Below are 18747 nucleotides of genomic sequence, written 5' to 3'. Positions count from 1 at the left end.
GGCAAGGTCTTGGGCGCAATTCTCTATCTGCGCTCCGTCAGTGCCGCGCGCCGACGTTCTTGGTTTTGGGCCGGCCTGGTTTCCTTCGCTTGTTCCGTCGCGTTGGCTTGGCTGGCGCGGCATGGCTGGTCGATGTGAATCTCGCTTTGATCTCTGCAATCACCTCGTCCACCGTCTCAACGCGCACCGCCCTGTGACGGGCCAACGAGGCATCCGAAAGCGTCAGATATGGCTTGGCACTGTCCGACTTGGGCACGATCACATAGTCTTCGATTAGCTTGTTGGCATCGTTCAGTCGTGGGACGACAAACAGTTCGGATCGCATCTTCCTCAGGTGGGCTCGCCATTGTGACGTGCGGCTTGCGCTCTTTCTTGGCGGTTGCCGCGCGACGCGAAATGAGATGATGTTGCGCGTGCCGTCCAGTGTCAGGCTTGGACCGCCTTCTCTGAGGTGCACTTGAAGTCCAAGGTCGGTCCTTAGCGCCTCCGCAACCTGCGCCGCCAGTTTTGACAATACATCCGACCAATGCTGTCGCGCATCATACCAAGCGCAGTCCCGTGAGGCTTTATAGCCAATGAGTGCATAGGCTTTTCTTATCGAGCCAAAATGCTTGACGTAACATTGGGTGGAAGGAAGTCCGGCCGTATTGCGGATGATGCCATCGCTAAGCTTTCCCTTGCGAGCGAGCGCTAATCGCAGCCGGCGCAACATCTCGTCTTCTGGGATGGAGATATACCGCTCGGCCATGATTTTTTGGGCACGTGCGAAGAGGTCTTGGTCGACTATCGGGTCCACCGCCGCCGCGCTTCGAATCCACAGGTGATGAGGATTGTTTACCAGCCTCTGTCCAAGACGGCGGGACGTCCGGTTGTAGACTAGATTCCCGACATAGTTCTCGTTCTTGAGAATAGCCTCGATCATGATGTCGGTCCAAGGACGCCCATGGTGATTGGCCATGTTCACTCGATTGAGCTGTCGTGCAATGTCAACGTACCTTCTTCGCTCGACCACGAATTGCTGAAATATCCATCTGACGACCACGATCTCTTCCTCAGACCCTGGCCGGAGTCGGACACGGTCCGTTTTCAGGGCCTTACATTCCCCTTTCGCCAGCTTGCCTTTCGAACGTTGCTTCTCATCGACCATCTCCCGATAGAGACCGAACGTGAGCGGTCCACCAACGCGAAAGCCGAGGCCAGCTATCCGGCAGTGCCCAGCGTGTACCTTCACGCCAAGCTCCCGGCTATACTCAGCCGCCATCACACGCTTGATGTTCTTGACGATGCTCGACAGGAGGCTTCCGTCGTTGTCGAATTGTTCCGCGCAGTAGGCAACCTTGATGCCGCTTCGCTTGCAGACAAACTCGTAATGCGCACTCTCGTCGACATCCTGGAAGCGCCCCCATCGGCTGACGTCGTAGACCAAGATGTGGTCGAAATCCGCGTTTCCTGATTGAACATCCTCGATCAATTCGATCAGACCTGCCCGCCCGTTGATTCTCACTCCGCTGCGTCCCTCGTCGACATAAGTCCGAACGATAGTGAGGTTGCGTTGCTGAGCGTATGCCGCGATAGCGGCCGCCTGGTTCTGTATCGAATACCGCTGAAGTTCGGTCGACATTCGAACATACTGCGCCGCGCGAAGAGCCTTCTGGGCCTTTGCCAGTTGCGTACTGCGGCGAATGACGAGTGCATTGACCATGGACAACCCTCCGGCTGCACGTGGCAGCGAAGGACGGGCTCTGCCTGGCGCGGCCCACTCCTGATTGAACGTTGGCTCTATTCTAAATTGCTGAAGGAGCATATTCAATCGAGATACTATTGACACAACCTTTGATCAAATCGAAAGTTATTGGTCAACCGCGATCAGCAAGAGCTCGTCATGTCGGTTACTCACGCAGCGAGCCATTTAAGCCGATCTGGTCAAGGATAATCACCGGGATTGCCGGAGTTCGCTTCATGGCTTACCGCCGCAAATCAAGGCTGGCAATGATGACTGCGTGACCCCGGTCATCAAGCAGAAACATTTCAAATCTGATCCTGTGGCGAAGCCAGCGGTGATGCCGATATCGCAAATCTCCAAGAAGACACCACTAATTCATGACTGGCGGCCGCTCGTCGAGAACCCGGCTTACGTCAGGTTCTTCGAGGCCGTCGGCACGAACACATTCGCAGGGCATCCCCGCCCCACATTGGCAGCCCAGTTGGTCACTCCAGGCCCGCTATATGCGAGGCAACGCTATCCGCAAATAAACATCGTCGTCATGTCCAGAGATCGCGAGCATACCGCGTGCCTCATGCCGAAGGTTCCTTATGGACACCAGCGGCTGAACTTCCGATCCCATCGCTCACTCTGAGGCTGGCGCGATTGTATTACCCCCGGTCTAGAGAGCTTGGAGCTCTGGAGGTCTCAGACGGTGCCTGTTCGAGCCTCTCGCGCATTTCATCGATGAGCTTTGAAGCTTCGGCTTTCGTTAGGTTTTGAGTGGAGACGTCCGGCATGCCGGCTTGTCTTGAGATACTGTGCCTGCGCTATCCGAGTCCTATTTCATGTTGCCGATTGGCTCCGTTTTCGGACTACTCATGATGACATTCCTCGTTAATGCGCGCGGCCGCGCAATCTTGGCCGCGGCGTGTTTAGGGACGAGTCCGTTCGGACTAGTGGTGGCTAGATGATAACGACTGGCTTGTAACGGCAACTCGAATATTCGATTGCCCTCTTGGTCGCTCAATGCGTCGCCGAAGACCAGGATAAATGATCAGGAACGTCTAACCGCGTGATCGCCAAATAGTTCCTTCCGAGGCCCCGGCCAGCACTCGGGAACCAATCCGGCACATCCAGCATTCGTACGTAAGTCTCTGTAATCCCGCGTCCCGATCATGCCATGAGCGCTCCTGTAAAGCAGGCTTTTCACATCGAAGAGATCTTCCCCTCAATTGACTGTGGCCGCTTTGCGGTCAAACGGATCGTGGGCGAGACCTTCGAGGTCTGGGCAGATGTCTATCGCCACGGCCACGATGTCGTTGCCGCCGACTTGATATGGCGCCGCGAGCCCGAATCCAATTGGCAGCGGACCGCCATGATCCACCATGGCAATGACCGCTGGGTGGGATCCTTCGTGCCCGAGAAGACCGGCCTCTACAGCTACGCGATTGAGGCGTGGACTGACGAATTCGCGACGTGGCGACATGGCTTTGAGCAGAAGCGCAAAGCCAACGTGGCGACCGAGCTTGACGCTATGGAGGGAGCTTCCCTGCTTACCCGCGCCCTTAGCGGCGGCGAGGAAGCCACAGTAACGATCGCGCGTGCATGCGAAACCTTCTTACAGTCGGGCAAGTGCGAGACCCTGCTCGCCGATGACCTTAAAAAGGCGATGGCCGAAGGGCAAGATCGGACGGATCTCACCCGATCTAAGCCACTGACACTCGTCGTGGACAGGCCCAAGGCTCGCTGCAGCTCCTGGTACGAAATGGTGCCTCGCAGCCAAAGTCCTCAACCAGGACAACATGGCACGTGGAACGATTGCATCAATCGTCTTCCCGACATCCAGGCCATGGGCTTCGATGTTATCTATTTGACGCCCATCCACCCGATTGGACGCACGAATCGCAAGGGACGCAACAATTCTCTCAAAGCTGGCGATGGTGACCCGGGCAGCTTTTACGCAATTGGCTCACATGAGGGGGGACACGATGCCATCCATCCGCAGCTCGGAAGCCTGAATGAATTTCGGCGGTTTGTTGCGGCATGCGCCGCCGCCGGCATGGAGGTCGCGCTCGACTTCGCTATTCAATGTTCACCGGATCACCCCTGGCTCAAGCAGCATCCGGAATGGTTCAAGCGCCGTCCAGACGGCTCGATGAAATACGCGGAGAACCCCCCAAAGAAATACGAAGACATCGTGAATGTTGATTTCGAGTCGGACGATGCTGAAGGATTATACCGAGCGTTGCGAGATGTCGTCCTGTTCTGGGTCTCGCAAGGCGTCAAAATCTTTCGTGTCGACAACCCACACACCAAGCCGTTTCGCTTTTGGGAATGGCTGATCAAAGAGGTACAGGCGCGCAATCCTGACGTGCTTTTCCTCTCGGAGGCATTCACCAGGCCCAAAGTCATGAAGGGGCTTGCCAAGCTCGGATTCACGCAATCCTACACGTACTTCACGTGGCGCACGGAAAGATGGGAGATCGAGCAATATGTGAACGAACTCGCGGGCTACCCCGAGCGAGAATTTTATCGTCCTAATTTCTTTGTTAGCACGCCCGACATCCTCCCGTTCCACCTTCAGCGCGGCGAGCCATGGATGTTCAAGACGCGGCTTGCGCTGGCTGCGACATTATCGAGCAACTACGGCATCTATAACGGTTTCGAACTTCTCGAGCATGAGCCGATACCGGGCCGCGAGGAGTATCTTAATTCCGAAAAATACGAATTGAAATCCCGCGATTGGGACAAGCCCGGAAACATCAAGCCTTATGTCGCCCAGATCAATCGTATCCGGCGTGAAAACCCGGCACTGCAACAGACCTCCGCGATCCGGTTTCTGCCCGTGGAGGGCAACTCGGTCATAGCCTACGTCAAACATTCCGCCGATCAGACCAACGTAGTTGTGACTGTCATCGCATTAACGGGTGGTTTCCGGGAATTCTGGCTTCCGCTCGGTGATGTGCAGGTGCGGCTAGGCCACGGCGACTTGAAGCCGGTGACCGCGCTCGAAAACCTCAAATCCGGTCCGACCTCGCCTGTTACCTATGGCGGCATGGGGCTTTGGATCGATCCTGTGCACGATCCTGTGCTGCTTTTCCGGTGCTTGGGTTAACGGACATGGGCGCCGCCGGTGAAACCCTTGCATTCTTGGACATACCGGAGGGTTCTTCATGGGTCGCAAATAGCAAGGTAACTGCAGCTCTCGAAACACATTTTCTTCCTGCCTATCTTTCAAAGGCGAGGTGGTTCCCTGGTAACTCTGAAACGCGGATTAAGCCGAAGATCATTGCACGTCTCCCTTTCACCGGGGACTCAACCAATTTCGTCATTATCGAAACCACCCATCACGCGCGTTATCTCCTGCCTTTACGGGTCGACTGGTCCGTTGATGCGGGGCCCGAATTGGATAAATCCATCGTGGCCTGTTTGCACCAGGGCGAGCGCGAAGGATTGCTGCGCGATGTCGCCGCTGATCCCGATTTCATCCGGCAGCTCCTTGATCACCTCCGGCGGGAGGCTTCCATTGCGGGCTCGGGCTGGAGGCTGGACTTCAAGCCCACGAGCAAACTTGGGAGCCAGCCTCCGAGTACTCCATCCCGAATCCGCGCGATTCAAGGCGAGCAATCCAACAGTACGGCCCTGGTTGACCAGGACTACGTCGTCAAGCTGTACCGCCACATTGAGCCCGGCCGAAACCCCGAAGTGGAGATGGGACACTTTCTGACTGAGGCCGCAAATTTTGCGCATACGCCCGCGCTGATAGGCCACCTCGAGGCTGCTCATGCTTCAGCGAGTTATGCCCTTGGTATCGTCCATGCATTTGTGCCAAACCACAGTGACGCCTGGACCTGGTCGGCCGAGCGCCTCAGCATTTATCTCGAGTCAATGGCGAAAGGCTCCGAAGAACGCGATAAGGCGATCACCGCACGACGGGATTATCTCCAGTGGGTGCGGCGTCTGGGATGCCGTGTTGCCGAGATGCATCGCGCCCTGGCAAGCCGCGACGACGTAGAAGCGTTCAAGCCTGAGCCGATCGACGAAGGCGATCTCGATTTCTGGATTAGCGATGTTATGGAGCGCGCCGCTCGCATCTTCAATAGGTTGGAGGACTCTTCGCTGAATGTGAATGACTGGCCCTTTGGAGAGCGCCTACTGCGGGTCAGACCCGGACTTTATGACTATGCAGCTAACCTCATCCGGCCTTCGCTGGGCCGCTGCAAGATACGCCATCACGGTGATTTGCATTTGGGCCAGGTGCTTGTAGCCAATGAGGACGCAGTCATTATTGACTTCGAGGGCGAGCCCAGCCGACCGTTGGCAGATCGGAGGCGCAAGGCTCCCGCTGCGCGCGATGTGGCAGGTGTGTTGCGCTCCCTGGACTACGCCGCCATGGCCTCGAGACAGCAGAGGCGGATGTCGGAGAAGCTCAACACTCCGGAGTCGCGAGCCTTATTCGCGTGGCGCGAACAGACGACAGATGGCTTTCTGAGCGCCTATCAGGAGGCGATAGGCGCCTCCGTTCTGTGGCCAGACCACACCGAGGACATGAAGTCGATGTTGAATTTCTTTCTGCTCGAAAAGGCGCTTTATGAGGTCGAGTACGAGCTTTCCTACCGGCCGGCTTGGATTTCCGTGCCATTGCAAGGGGTCCTGCGCGTTCTCGAGGAAGGAGGCGTGGCCTAGACCTGAAGTGGAAATTCGGCAATGTCCATGATGGCACCAAGACCCTGGCGAAGCCGCCGCGTCATGGCCTCTTCCGTCGCGAGGCCGAGCACCAGCATTGATCGACCAGCCGCCTTTAGGCGGTGGCCAAACGGATAAACCGTCAACGTCACATCCGGTGCATGCGTATCAATGAGGCCGGCCCAGGCCCGACCCTGCGGCACTTCGGGCAAGACGAATTCGACCAAATCATGATGCGCGTTGTAGATTAGGAGCAGCGTGGCATCCGAGCCTTGCCGTTTGGCACCAGTTTCCTGTGCCCTCCCGTCAAGCAGCATACCGAAACATCGCGTGGCCGGATTGTCCCAATCCGCTGTTCTCATCTCCCGGCCATTCGGAGCGAGCCAGCTTACGTCCTTCACGTCTAGCACTTCATTGACGTTGCCGATGACAAACCTTGAGCGATGCAAGATGGGAAAGGCCTGCCGGGTCGCGATTAGCTTACGGACGAATTCCCGCAAGGCCCGGCCTTCGGCCGAGATACCGAGCCAGTTGAGCCATGTCGTGTTGTTGTCTTGGGCATAGGCATTGTTGTTGCCACCCTGGGTATGGCCAAACTCGTCACCAGCGAGGATCATAGGCGTCCCGTGCGACAGCAGCGTCGTCGCTAGGAGATTGCGCTTTTGCTGCTCGCGAAGCTCGATGATCTCTGGATCATCAGTCGGCCCTTCAGCGCCGTGATTCCACGAATGATTGTCCGAGTGTCCGTCACGGTTGTCTTCGCCATTGGCCTCGTTGTGTTTATCATTGTAGGAAACGACGTCGTTCAGTGTGAAGCCATCATGCGCCGTAACGAAATTGACGGACGACCATGGCCTGCGGCCACGCTTGTTGAAGAGGTCGCCCGATGCGGTGATGCGCCGCGCAAATTCGGGTGTCATGCCCTCATCCCCTTTCCAGAAGCGCCGCACGTCGTCCCTGAATTTATCATTCCATTCCGCCCATCCCGGGGGAAATCGGCCGACCTGATAGCCGCCCGGGCCGACATCCCAAGGCTCGGCGATCAGCTTGACAGACGAAAGGATCGGATCCTGCCGGCAGGCATCCAGAAAGCCGCCGCCTTCATCGAAACCGTAGGGCTCCCTCGCAAGAATGGTCGCAAGGTCGAAGCGGAAGCCATCCACGCGCATTTCGGTCGCCCAGTAGCGCAGGCTGTCCGCGACCATCTGGAGCACGCGCGGGTGAGAAAGGTTTACCGTATTGCCGGTACCGGTATCATTGATGTAGTAGCGCTTCTGGTCCGGAAGCAGGCGATAATAGCTCGCGTTATCGATGCCCTTGAAGGAAAGCGTTGGCCCGAGTTCGTTCCCTTCGGCAGTATGATTATAGACGACGTCAAGGATCACCTCGATGCCATGGGCGTGGAACTGGTTGACGGCCTCCTTGAACTCATTCGCAAAAAGCGTCTTGAGATAGCGCGGCTCGGGCGCGAAAAACGCAAGCGAGTTATAGCCCCAATAGTTGCGAAGACCCTTCTCCACAAGGTGACTATCGTCCACAAATGCATGGATGGGCAAGAATTCAGCGCTCGTGATCCCAAGCGCGCGAAGATAGGCAGGGATATGCGGATGGCAAAGTCCGGCGAAGGTACCGCGGTCGCCTTCCGGTATAAGCGGATGGCTTCGGGTAAAACCTTTGACGTGCATCTCGTAAAAGATGGTGCGGTCCCAGGACACCTCGAGCTTTGCCGCATAGCCCCAGGTGAAGGCGGGGTCTATCACGCGGCACTTTTGCATAAGATGTGCGCTGTCGCGTGAATCGAACGACTTGTCCTTGTCTGGGTGACCGAGTTCATAGCCGAATAATTCTGGTCCCCAACGCAGCGCGCCCACAAGCTGCTTAGCATAAGGATCAATCACGAGCTTGTTGGGATTGAAACGATGTCCGGCATCTGGATCGTAAGGGCCGTGGATCCTGTAGGCGTAGACTGTGCCCGGACGTGCGGTCGGCATATAACCGTGCCAGACTTCATCGGTGTATTCGGGCAGCTCGATGCGTTCGATCTCTTTCTTTCCGCCGTCATCGAAGAGGCAGAGCTCGACCTTAGTGGCATGAGCCGAAAACAGCGCGAAATTAACGCCAAGGCCATCCCAGGTGGCTCCAAGCGGAAAGGGCTTACCTTCCAGTACCGGAGCATGCCGAAGGCTTGCCGCTGCCAGGGCCAGTCTCTTATCCTTGACCTTGTTCATGAACAGTCCCGACGCATCCCCGCAACGCGCGAGGGCTGCGCTAGCCAGTAAAAGCACTATCCATGTTTTGGTTCCCGCCACCTACCAGGCGTAAAAAGCACCCCATCTTCGGAGCGGTTCCTTGAAACTCCCGCAGATTTAGCGATCCAAAGTCTTTGTATGCCGCTCGATGCTAGCTACGTCTAATAGCTGACGTTACGGACCAATGAGTTAGGCGGAATGAGCGTTTGCAATTCGCCCCTCAATCGGTCGAGCAAAGGCTTGCGCAAGATTTGACAGTGCGAAGCAACTTAACTTCGCGATGCTTCGCCGGACTGGTTTGGATGGAGCTTGGCTTTGTCTTCCTCGTATTCCCTGATGAGGTCAGCGACAGCTTCGCGCGTTAGCGCGTCATTGGTCGAGTTTTCTAATCTGCGACACGCTTCGATCTTATAGTCCAGCTCGCGGCACAAATCGCACATGCGTACCTCCTGTATCATATCGGGAGCACACACTATCTCCACTCGCGTTTTGGCTGACCATTGCTGGCGATGTACTACAACGCGATCAGAACCGGCTTTGTTTCAAGGGAACGTCACCTGGGCGACTGTCCCCCTCCCCGCCGCCGGAGCCGGCGGTAACACCGACCGCTCGCGTTGAACCAGCTCATGAATAAACGCAGCTTGCCGATGACGGGGCCCGTTCCCGGGTGTCGATGGTGCGGCTCAGGCTGTTCATCGCGAGTACAAATGGAAACCACGCCCGGGTCACGGCGTCGAAGTCCTCGATCGCATAAGGGGCCAAATTCGACCCTCGCGCGCAGACCGCCGATGCGGTCGGCGGCCGAGGCGATGGGCATGCCAAAATTGCCCGCCATCTCCAGCGTGTCGCGATATGGAGATAGTGCGCACAGGTCCGGCAAAATCCTCCAGGGGTGAGCCGTCGCATGGGCGGGGACGTGGCTCTCCTGCTCCTGCCAGGTTGCGGGCGGCCCTTTCCTGTAGTGGCGGCGTAAAGCCGCGCTGTAATCCATCGAATCGTCGCCAAAATTTCCCGAGAAGCATCCGGCTGCCCTCGATCGCGCACCAGCAGGTCCCAATGGTGGCCCACTTCATGTCTGAATTGGCCGAGAAGGGTCCGGTAAGGTTCTCCCATCTGCAGCCGGCGCCGCGCTCAATGTCGCCCGATTCCGACAGGCAATGGTGATGACGCCATTGTCGCGCCCCGGATCCAACATTCCGGGACTTTGGTACTTTCGGCCCCCTCCAGGAACCCCACGGAAATCAAGTGGTTGAAAAGCATGACAAGAGTTCTCTACGAAAGCGCCAACGGTGACGTCTGGCGGCTGGTCCGCGATCCGCAATCGGGCGTCGCGATGGTGGAGCACAAGCCGAACCCCAGCTCCGGGGGACGTACGTCCCTGATCGAAATCGGAAAATTCCTTCGAGCTGGCGCCAACGGTCCCGAACACCAGGCTCTACTCCAGTTGATCGGCACTCTGGTCAACGACTGACGAGCGTCAGGTAGGCTCGACTGGCATCGCTCTGGAACAGCTTCGGAATTGGCCGGTTTCGATAGCGGTTCAAATTAGATCTAAAGCAGCCGCACTGCGAACATGTTCTTCTTTTTCTCGAATCGCCTGGGCTCTTAGGTTCGCTACTGATCTCGGCCCCGTCGGCAGAAGTTCTTTGCGCAGCGTGTCGGCACAACGGGACGATTCCTGATCTATTCGACCATGTCGGACGCTGTTCACTGTTTCCGGGCCCATGCTGTCAGAGCCCCTTGCAAGGCTCGGGCAATGCCCGTCGAACGGATGAGGCATCTCCAGATCGTGGTAGGAAGGTTCATCACCTTCTGACGAGGAGGCCGCATACGGCCCGAACCTGCATCACATAGATGACTTTCGGGGCGGCACGCGCATGCGCAGAGGATCACGCGTGATGAACTTAAGAGAGCAGACCTAACCGGAAAGGACATGGACATCATGGTCGCCATCGTCACTGTCCCGCTCGAAGAAAATCTTCCAAGGCACGTCCACCGAGGCGAAGAAGTCGTTTACGTGCTCGACGGCGCTACGCTTGAGCTACCGGAATGGAAACCAGAGGCAATTCCCCACTGGCGGCGACAAGCAACATCCGTAACGTACCCCACGCTGGGTTCAAGGTTTGCAGGCGACAAGGCGTTGAAGATGTTGACCGTGCACATCGTGGATAAAGGGAAGCCCGTCACAGAACTTGTGAAATGACAAAAACGGTGGGCGGCTAAAGCCCCGCAACGTAGCAACGGCACCCACCTCACCGCTCCTCATCAGGATGCACCCATTTGTAGGGAGTAATCTCCCGCTGCTCGGTCAACTTGATCATGCGGACGGGCGGCTTGTATTGGCGCGTGCCGCAGGACCGGATCGGAAGGACGGTTCTAGCTTCCAGATCGGCGTATCACGCGCCCTGCGGATAGCATCAAGCGGCAGGCTCGCCCTTGTCTTGCTTCGCGTTTTGGCGGGCGCTGTCTGGGCGCGCATATCCGCGCCCATGATCCGGCCGCCCCGGATAACTTCACGCTTCTTCGTGCTCATGGCTGGCAATTACAGCGTCACCAGAGCCCCAGAGCAATTCACGAGACCTAGCTGCTTGTCGGGCCTGTGCCGCTTTAGCTTGGTCAAGCGCTTCGCTGCGCGCCCGCCAGCGGTAAACTAGGAAGGCACACAACAATGGCTTGGTGTTGCGTTTCGGTAACCTACGCTCTGCTCACAAACGATAAGTTCAGTCGTTTTTGGGAGACAGGCATATGGATGTGTATTTGAACACCAGACGTGGTCTGCTCGTTGTGAAGAAGGGATGCCCGATACCGGCTGTTGCGACGCTGGGAAAGTGGCGCAAGAGCAAGAAGAGGGTTGTCAAGGTCAGCGATGCGATTAAGTCAGCGCTTCAAAGGCAGGGCTACTACATGCGAAGGCTGAGAGACGCGCATACTGATCGAGACTAGCGAGAAGCATCTATCGCGGCTGTTCTCCACCTGTGCAATCTCTACAGCATCACCACAAACCAAGAAGCCATCCGCGCGCTCTTCCGCGTGATGAACCGCTATGTCGGCAACCTGCCTCCTATGCCCGGCGTCTTCCCCGACTATCCGGCGTCCGTGGTCCGCAATGCGGGCACCGAACGCGAGCTAGTCATGATGCGCTGGGCATGCCGCCACCGCCGGCGCACTGGCAAGCCGCCGGTTAGCAATACGTCCTCGCCGCGTTGGCGGGGTTGGCTGAAGCCGGAAAACCGTTGCCTCGTGCCGTTCAACAGCTTCGCTGAGTATGCGCCGGAGCCGAATCCTGAGACCAAGAAAAAGGATGTCGTTTGGGTCGCTAACAATGATGATCGCCCGCTAACCTGCTTCGCGGGCATCCGGACCGAGTTCAAGGGCGATTGTGAGCGCAATGCCAGCAAACTGATGCGCGATGAAGACTTGCGACGCGTGCACCGTAGTTTTACGGAGGAAAGCTCGCGTGACTGACCCCAGTCACCCATCGCTTTTGAACAAATATTAACCGCTCACCTATATTCTTTGTTCATCGTGGTCCGATCCGAAAAGCGGCACCGCGGGAGCATTGCATGTTGATCCGTCTCCTCGGCGGTCCCATCGTCATTCATTTTAGTTCGACGATTTTGGTTAGATGGAACAACGTAAGGCCCATCGGGTCGTATTCGAGCGCGGGTTCGCCGCAAACATGATGGCGATCGATGGTACGTGGCAGCGTCCGTGTATAATGCAGGATGTATCGGAGACGGGCGCTAGACTTTCCGTCGGCGGTTCGATTGAAGGTCTTCCGCTGAAAGAATTTTTTCTTGTGCTCTCGACAGTGGGAAAAGCATACCGGCGTTGCCAACTAGCTTGGGTCAACGGCGATCAGGTTGGCGTCCGCTTCATTAAAGCGGCCGACATAAAGAAGAAGTCTCAGCAGCCGGTGCCTTGAACTCCGGCACAGCAAGCAGTCGGCCGGGCTTTGTGGACGGACCGCATTATAGGCTCAAGATGGCACGCTTTGAGCAAAAAGACCGTTCCTCGGTGCAATTTGAGCGCCAAGCAGCGCCGTGCGAGATTCTCCGTCTAGTCCAGCCCCGTGGCGTTGGGCAAGCATCAACTATGATTTTCCACGTGCATGCCCACGTTGACGATCACATGTTCAAAGCCACCGCGAAAACGGCTAGGGACGCTTTTGCAAAAGCGGTCGAATGGCATGTCGTCGGGAGGCTAACAGGCATCTCGATCAGCGATGGCACTAGGATCTATTCGATCGCCGAGTTTGCATCGGTGATGGCACTTGCGGAGATTGCGAACATCAAGGCTTCAGCCAAGCAACACGAAGCGAACAGATGAACGCAGACAGTGCCAGTCGCAATCGTTGAGTAGCCAAATTCCCGAGGTTAGACGGCTAGATAACTTTCACAGCGAAGCGGCGGCCAAAAGACAAAGCCCCCGGAGATGATCTCTCCGGGGGCCTCTTGGATCGTCGTGATCGGGTACATCCGCCGATCCAACGATGTTACTGTATGCATCTCGCTCCGCAATCGTGATCAATTTGTGGCAGCGGTGCTTCACTCGCGTGATCTCATTCCGCCGGTATTGACTGCGAAGCATTGAGCTACTTCGTCCTCATGATCACCTGCTCACGCTCAAACGCCGCTGCTCGCTCGACGACGCGTTGCCACGCCGGATTGCAGTATCTGATTGAGCGGTTGCTCCCACGGCATGTTCGATCCAGCCGCCCAGGCGGGAACGGATGCCGTGACGCCTCGTTGACCTGGTCGTCTGCCTCTTCAGGCAACGCATCATGCTGCGCTTTGATGCGGGCCATGGTTACAAATCACGTGAATACATCTACGGCGCCTCGGTCCAGGCCGCAGCCGAGTAGGCGGCGGAGGCACAAAAGCAAGCGGACAACCTCGCCTGCGAAGCCCTGAATAAGCGCATGCTCGGTTCCAAGGGCCTGCGCAGCCCTCGCCTGCGCTGGGCGATGCGCTCAACGCCGGCTTTCTGTATCTCGAAGTGAACTTCCTAAGCTGCAATACACGTCCGGCGGTCGCGCTTGACACCATCCGGCGACCGAAGGCGATGATTGGAGCGACGGATGCGGTGCAAGGACTGCTCCGAGGTTCGCGGTTATCATCCTTACAAATGGATCCATCTTATAGCGCTCCGAACCAGCAAGATTTCTGCTAGCGACCCGCCCTCGACATGGTGGCCAGGGGAGCGATAAGACCGTACTTCGACTGGTCATTTCACCGCCGCCGTTGGTCTAGTAGGGATCGGGCACATGGAACTGAATGAGTTACTTTCGATCCGCATGGGGTTATCGTTTTTCGCCATCGTCCCAATGAGCCAGAACTGAATAGATTGTTTCCGCTGCTGGCAGCAACCGGCCAGACTTATTTGACGTCTACCAACAAACGCACGGCGAGAAAGTCGAGAACGCTATGATGTCTGCAAGACACGTGAGGTCATTTATTCGACACGGATCAGGCAAAGCGCTGTTCGTCGGCCTATACGCAATCGGAAGATCGAGATCCCTACGCTGGCGCAATACTGGCGTGTTCCGGCTCATGCCGAACTGAAAGAATTAGAGTCTGGTACCGGATAGACGGATGAAGGGCGCGGAATTTTGCAGAATTTTAAAGGCCTCATAGGGAGGCAGCGCCATGGGAAAACGGGGACGCGGGAGCGACTGGCGGAAGAGGCCCGGCGTTTTAAAGAGGCAGCAGATAAGCTCCCTCACAGCACGGCCCCGGAACTACCTCTACGGCGGGTTCGCCAGGCTGCGACGGCCGCTCTTCGCCCGGATTGCAACCCCCTACCTCGTTGGGAAACTTGCTGCCGGATCAGGAGAAGTAAGGCTGACCTTAGTTGGCGGTCCTACACCGACGCCAGCGCCTGCCAAACAATTGCCAGCACCAGGATCACAAGCATCGCGTATGCGGTCTAGGCAATCGAGATTACCTTCTCAAGAAGCCCTGCGGCGTCGGTTAGCCGCAGCGATAGGCGTCCAGGGCGTGAGCTGCAAAAATTGCGACGCTAACCAGCGCCAGAATAGCTGTTGAGACCTCGATCATTGCTCAGCCACCGGCTGACCCATTGCCGCGAGATATTTGCTGCGTGCCCCGTTCCAAATGAGATCGAAAATAAACTGCATGTAGCCATCCCCTCTTTAATGGAATGAGAATACCTAGCTACGTGTTTCAGGACGGTTTCGTCGTCCCAGGAAATTGGTTTCGTCCGGACATTGCTCCGATATGTTTGATGACAAAATCTAGTCCCACGGCCATGCTGCGCCTTGGGCTAGGTCCAGTTCAAAATCTCGGCAGTACATTTCAAAATTTCTCGGCCGGATTCGTAAGCCACGTCTTTGAATTAGGATTATTCGGTACATTATTGATCCGATAAGACTCATCGTGGCAGCGCATCATGAAGAGCGACTGGAAGTCTCAGTGGGAGTCGATGACGATCGATGAGCTGCTTGCGCTCCGCGAACTGATGCACGATGTCCTTAGCGAAAGGCTGAAGGCCAAGAAGATCGAGCTCGAGCGTGGCTTGCAGGAACTCAATCCACCGAGCGATGGCCGGCCGACCAAGTCTCGCCGTCCTTAATGCGGCAAATCAGACGCGCAGCTCATTACCTGCGGGCGGAGCCACGACCGCCGGATGGACGGGCTCTTGGCCGCGACAGCGCTGTGCGGCCTCTGCGGATCGTATCGCCTCTCTGAGTGCCTGAACTTCGGCCATTAAGTTGTGAAGATCGATCGAGATCTGCAAAAGTCGACGCTCCCGCACTTGCACAGACTGTTCCATGTTAACCTCTCACGCCTACATAACACCGGACCGACTAGTCTATTCCTTCTTGTCGCGACAGTCTGTACACAACCTTACATACCGCAGGATCGGCGTTGGTAAATGCTTGAGGCACGCCGCATGCAAATCCCATTTCGGCAATCGGCAGAGGGCGGCGGCATTACAGCCGCCCGGCTCATCCGAGTCGTCACCGCCACTGCACGGTATTGGCGGACACGGCCCCGCGCCTTCTCGGGGGCATGTGGTTGAGGCGGGGACCGTGCCGGACCATCGATGTCCGTATCGCGTGGCCCACAAACGAAACGGGTTCGTGGACGCGATTGTTCCTAGACGCCAGCAGCGCGCGTCGCCGACCATCAAAGCCATCTGACGTTGCACCGCGGGCCGCGCGGTTACTCATCGCTCTCGCGGTCAGGCGACGCCTCACCATCGAGCCAGTCCGATGAGTATGATCTACTTTAGCTGGCCGCCACGCTGACCGGTGCACTTCGCGATAGATCAGCTTAATCATCCTCCCGAGGGTTCGCCAAGAGGGCGTTGCAGTTGGAGGATGCGCGATACGACGAAAACGAATGGCGGATAACTGCCGAAATGAGATCCGCTCAGCCGCCGAAATTGCGGGATAGAGCGCCTACAACGGCTACACCGTCGTCACCAAGGAATACGTCGACGCCTCCGGACGCCGCAAGGTAAAGGGCGACATGCGCGTCGAACTCGCGGTCGACGCCATGGAGCTCGCCGACCGGATCGACGAGATATTCCTGTTTTCGGGCGACGGCGATTTCCGCTCGCTTGTCGAGGCGGTGCAGCGCCGCGGCGTCCGCGTCACGGTGGTCTCCAGTATCGCCCAGCCGGCCGCCGATGGCCGCCGACGAACTCCGCCGGCAGGCAGATATCTTCACCTACTTGACGGAGCTGTGAGCCAAGGTCGTCCGGGCGCCCGCCCCGCGAGCGCAGCGAGATACGCGCGCCGCAGTTCGTGCAGCGAGCGACCGTCCCAAGTCCGCGCGGGACGTCGATGAATTCAATCGGTGATGCGCTGCGAGCGCCGTCCGCACAACCCGATGCCGCCGGGCCGCCATCGGTCGGCACCGCCCAGGATTACGCCGCGATCGAGTCCGCCAGGACGTCAGCCCGGACGACGCGATTGCGCCCTCGACGTTTGGCCGCATAGAGGGCCTGATCGGCCATGCGCATGACCTTTGCCTGGTCCGTTTCACCGTGGCATTCGGCCAGCCCGATGCTGATCGTCACGCAAGCCGAAATCTCTTCGCTTGAGATTTCCTTGGCGGCACAGGCCTGCCGAAGCTCCTCCGCGTATAGAGCGGCGCGTTCCCTGGATATCCCAGTCATCAGGACGGCAAATTCCTCGCCACCATGCCTTGCCACCAGCATCTGCCTTCGCTCCGCGAAGGAGCGCAAAACCTCCGCGATCGCCATGAGCACCTTGTCTCCGAATTCATGCCCGAACTGATCGTTGATCGCCTTGAAGCGGTCGATGTCGCACATCAGCACGGTGGTGGGCAGGTTCGCATCGCGGACCTTGGTCAAGGCCGATTCGGCGGCCTGGTCAAAGCCCCGCCGGTTGAGCAGCCCGGTCAACTGATCGGTGCCGGAAATTCGCTGCAGCTCGGCGCGGGCCCGCGTCAATTCTCGCATCACCAACGCGGACCGATAGCTCAGGCGTCAGCAGACCCGAAATGATCATACTGATCATGATCGACGATTTGGTCACGAAGCCGGCGCGCACGAACGCCTCCGGATCGGGTCCGAACTGCAGGAGGCAAAAGGCCAGCGTCAAGACAACCGTCAGGCCCACGCTCACGGCGGAGCGGGCCGCGGTGTGGCGCAGCGCGTCCGAATGCGTGATGATCTCGTTGGTCATGGCTCCGCCGCCGTAAAACGACCAGCGTGAGCCTGTTCACTTCACGGCAGGTTAAGGGCGGGCTTTGGTCCGGAGATGCCGTTAATGCCAGCCTAAGGAACAAGCTCAAATTGCGGTAGTCAGCCATGAGAAGGGGAGCGGCCCGGACTCCTCGCTCTCACCGCACTTTGGCGCCGCCGCCCTCAAGCACATGAGAGCTCAGTGAGCGCGCCAGCAACGATGCCGCTGTTGTCGGGCATGCAGCCCGCCAGGACATGGACGGCTCAAGTCGCAGCGCATCCACCAGTACACCGCCCTACAGCAGCCAGCCGCTGCCGTCGGCGCCCGGAACACGCCCTCAGAGCAAGGTAGAACGATCCGATCCTCAAAACGAACGCCCCAGCTCACTGGGGCTGCAAGTGAGCTGGGGTTCCGGACAGGGCATCAGACGATGCCAAGTTGCCAACATCGCTTCCCCATAATCGTTCCCATCGAACGCGACCACATCCACCCTAGGAGGCGTTTGCCTTCTGCCGTTGTCTGGTCACCCTCCGGCGACGCCGTCGCCGATCGAGGCGGCGGTCTGGTCCGGCAACGACAAGGCTTGCCGGAGGCGGGATCTCCGGCGACGGTGGCGTGGCCATCTGGGCCGGCGGGATCTCGGGCGCAGCGGGCTTCCTTTCCATCAGATCGAGGGCGGATCGTCCGGCAGCGGTTATGCGCCAGCCGCCGTCTAGCCGCTCGACCAAACTTTGGGCGAAGATTTCCAGATCGAGCACGCGGGCCGCCAATCGCGTGGTGCACTCCGACCACCCCGTCCGCTAGTCGCCAAAGTGGCCACGTCGCGCTTGACGTCCGCGAGAGCCGCGAAGCCGTCGGGGTAGCTCGCCAGCACCTTGAGGATGGTCGCCTCAAAGTTCACTGCCAGCCCACGCAGCTGCGCGGGGCCGAACTGCCCCTGCTGCCCAAGCTTGCCGAATTTTCACATGGGCGCGCAAGGCCCCTGCCCGAGCGAAAGTTGCGGATTGTCGAGCGGCCGGATGAAGCGCCAGTTCGGCGGTCACCTCTTCAGGTCGAACTGGCTGCGCAACCGGTCGGCAATGGCTTCGATCATCTCCAGAACGATCCGCGTCCTGCTGCGGCCCATCCTTCATGATCTCGACCTTCCAGGAATCTTCGTGCGGCACGACCGAGATGGCCAGGTCCGTCGGCCAGTCGCTGATATCCTCCATCTCCAGCCTGATGGCGGACTCCAGTTCTTCGCGGGTTTTCGCCGGCTTCTTCAAGCTGATTCTTTCAGCGCGGGAACGGGACCACCGCCTTTGGCTATCCGTGCGAGCGCATGTCTTTGAACAGCGGGCGTGTGAGCCTTTGGCTATCCGCTACAGGCACCGTACTCAAACGGCGGGCGATGGTCCAAGGAGTCAAAGATGTCGTCGCGATAATGT

15 protein-coding genes and 4 pseudogenes are annotated in these 18747 nt (G+C 58.0%); 12 read left to right on the top strand and 7 right to left on the bottom strand.

Going from position 1 to position 18747, the window contains the following annotated elements; genetic code table 11:
• Positions 1 to 37 precede the first annotated feature (37 nt).
• A complete protein-coding gene (locus ACFXS9_RS08825) occupies positions 38 to 1702 on the bottom strand; it encodes a recombinase family protein (protein WP_392687595.1) in 1665 nt (554 codons plus the stop codon).
• 298 nt (positions 1703 to 2000) lie between these two features.
• Between ACFXS9_RS08825 and ACFXS9_RS08820 the strand changes: the two genes are divergently transcribed.
• On the top strand, positions 2001 to 2357 hold the full coding sequence (locus tag ACFXS9_RS08820) for a hypothetical protein (protein ID WP_392687592.1): 357 nt from the start codon (positions 2001 to 2003) through the stop codon (positions 2355 to 2357).
• A 16-nt stretch (positions 2358 to 2373) separates the two neighbouring features.
• Here ACFXS9_RS08820 and ACFXS9_RS08815 read toward each other — a convergent pair whose 3' ends face one another.
• Positions 2374 to 2520 carry a hypothetical protein gene (locus ACFXS9_RS08815; protein WP_392699685.1) on the bottom strand — a complete coding sequence of 49 codons (147 nt, stop codon included), beginning with the start codon at positions 2518 to 2520 and terminating at the stop codon, positions 2374 to 2376.
• A gap of 365 nt (positions 2521 to 2885) precedes the next feature.
• Here ACFXS9_RS08815 and ACFXS9_RS08810 point away from each other — a divergent pair, with 365 nt between their 5' ends.
• Together ACFXS9_RS08810 and ACFXS9_RS08805 are read left to right on the top strand one after the other, a co-directional pair.
• On the top strand, positions 2886 to 4820 hold the full coding sequence (locus ACFXS9_RS08810) for an alpha-1,4-glucan--maltose-1-phosphate maltosyltransferase (RefSeq protein WP_392687589.1): 1935 nt from the start codon (positions 2886 to 2888) through the stop codon (positions 4818 to 4820).
• Positions 4821 to 4825: 5 nt separating this feature from the next.
• The gene (locus tag ACFXS9_RS08805; RefSeq protein ID WP_392687586.1) at positions 4826 to 6391 is read left to right on the top strand and encodes a putative maltokinase; all 1566 of its coding nucleotides are present in this window, start codon (positions 4826 to 4828) and stop codon (positions 6389 to 6391) included.
• On the opposite strand, the gene glgX is transcribed toward ACFXS9_RS08805, so the two are convergent.
• Both glgX and ACFXS9_RS08795 read right to left on the bottom strand, forming a co-directional pair.
• A complete protein-coding gene (gene glgX, locus ACFXS9_RS08800) occupies positions 6388 to 8619 on the bottom strand; it encodes a glycogen debranching protein GlgX (protein WP_392687583.1) in 2232 nt (743 codons plus the stop codon). The two genes, ACFXS9_RS08805 and glgX, sit on opposite strands and share 4 nt — an antisense overlap.
• Positions 8620 to 9193: 574 nt before the next feature.
• Positions 9194 to 9631, bottom strand: a complete 438-nt coding sequence (locus tag ACFXS9_RS08795; RefSeq protein WP_392687580.1) for a putative zinc-binding metallopeptidase — start codon at positions 9629 to 9631, stop codon at positions 9194 to 9196.
• Between the two features lie 267 nt (positions 9632 to 9898).
• Between ACFXS9_RS08795 and ACFXS9_RS08790 the strand changes: the two genes are divergently transcribed.
• The 5 genes and pseudogenes from ACFXS9_RS08790 (at position 9899) to ACFXS9_RS08770 (ending at position 12969) form a co-directional block, all read left to right on the top strand.
• Positions 9899 to 10111, top strand: coding sequence for a hypothetical protein (locus tag ACFXS9_RS08790; protein WP_392687577.1), 213 nt, complete (start codon positions 9899 to 9901; stop codon positions 10109 to 10111).
• Positions 10112 to 10573: 462 nt separating this feature from the next.
• Positions 10574 to 10843, top strand: coding sequence for a cupin domain-containing protein (locus ACFXS9_RS08785; RefSeq protein WP_392687574.1), 270 nt, complete (start codon positions 10574 to 10576; stop codon positions 10841 to 10843).
• Positions 10844 to 11613: 770 nt separating this feature from the next.
• A pseudogene (locus ACFXS9_RS08780) lies at positions 11614 to 12018 on the top strand (SOS response-associated peptidase family protein); the annotation flags it as partial.
• Between the two features lie 247 nt (positions 12019 to 12265).
• Complete coding sequence (locus tag ACFXS9_RS08775; RefSeq protein ID WP_392687572.1) at positions 12266 to 12565, top strand: PilZ domain-containing protein; 300 nt, start codon at positions 12266 to 12268, stop codon at positions 12563 to 12565.
• Positions 12566 to 12624: 59 nt separating this feature from the next.
• On the top strand, positions 12625 to 12969 hold the full coding sequence (locus ACFXS9_RS08770; protein ID WP_392687569.1) for a hypothetical protein: 345 nt from the start codon (positions 12625 to 12627) through the stop codon (positions 12967 to 12969).
• A gap of 335 nt (positions 12970 to 13304) precedes the next feature.
• On the opposite strand, the pseudogene ACFXS9_RS08765 reads toward ACFXS9_RS08770, so the two are convergent.
• Positions 13305 to 13376: pseudogene (locus tag ACFXS9_RS08765) on the bottom strand (conjugal transfer protein TrbC); the annotation flags it as partial.
• Between the two features lie 47 nt (positions 13377 to 13423).
• Between ACFXS9_RS08765 and ACFXS9_RS08760 the strand changes: the two are divergent.
• The 3 genes and pseudogenes from ACFXS9_RS08760 to ACFXS9_RS08750 all read left to right on the top strand — a co-directional run.
• Positions 13424 to 13849 (top strand): annotated as a pseudogene (locus ACFXS9_RS08760) (hypothetical protein).
• Positions 13850 to 15084: 1235 nt separating this feature from the next.
• Entirely contained in the window at positions 15085 to 15234 is a 150-nt protein-coding gene (locus ACFXS9_RS08755; RefSeq protein WP_392687566.1) for a hypothetical protein, read from the top strand.
• 833 nt (positions 15235 to 16067) lie between these two features.
• Positions 16068 to 16444 (top strand): annotated as a pseudogene (locus ACFXS9_RS08750) (NYN domain-containing protein); the annotation flags it as partial.
• A 92-nt stretch (positions 16445 to 16536) separates the two neighbouring features.
• On the opposite strand, the gene ACFXS9_RS08745 reads toward ACFXS9_RS08750, so the two are convergent.
• A complete protein-coding gene (locus ACFXS9_RS08745) occupies positions 16537 to 17094 on the bottom strand; it encodes a GGDEF domain-containing protein (RefSeq protein ID WP_392687562.1) in 558 nt (185 codons plus the stop codon).
• A 41-nt stretch (positions 17095 to 17135) separates the two neighbouring features.
• Between ACFXS9_RS08745 and ACFXS9_RS08740 the strand changes: the two genes are divergently transcribed.
• Positions 17136 to 17336 carry a hypothetical protein gene (locus ACFXS9_RS08740; RefSeq protein ID WP_392687559.1) on the top strand — a complete coding sequence of 67 codons (201 nt, stop codon included), beginning with the start codon at positions 17136 to 17138 and terminating at the stop codon, positions 17334 to 17336.
• A gap of 874 nt (positions 17337 to 18210) precedes the next feature.
• On the opposite strand, the gene ACFXS9_RS08735 is transcribed toward ACFXS9_RS08740, so the two are convergent.
• Positions 18211 to 18585, bottom strand: a complete 375-nt coding sequence (locus ACFXS9_RS08735; RefSeq protein ID WP_392687556.1) for a hypothetical protein — start codon at positions 18583 to 18585, stop codon at positions 18211 to 18213.
• Positions 18586 to 18747: the final 162 nt, after the last annotated feature.

Origin of the sequence: Bradyrhizobium sp. RDI18 (genome assembly GCF_043203335.1) — a bacterium.
Classification (GTDB): Bacteria; Pseudomonadota; Alphaproteobacteria; order Rhizobiales; family Xanthobacteraceae; genus Bradyrhizobium; species Bradyrhizobium retamae.
This window is presented reverse-complemented; position numbering and strand designations above follow the sequence as displayed.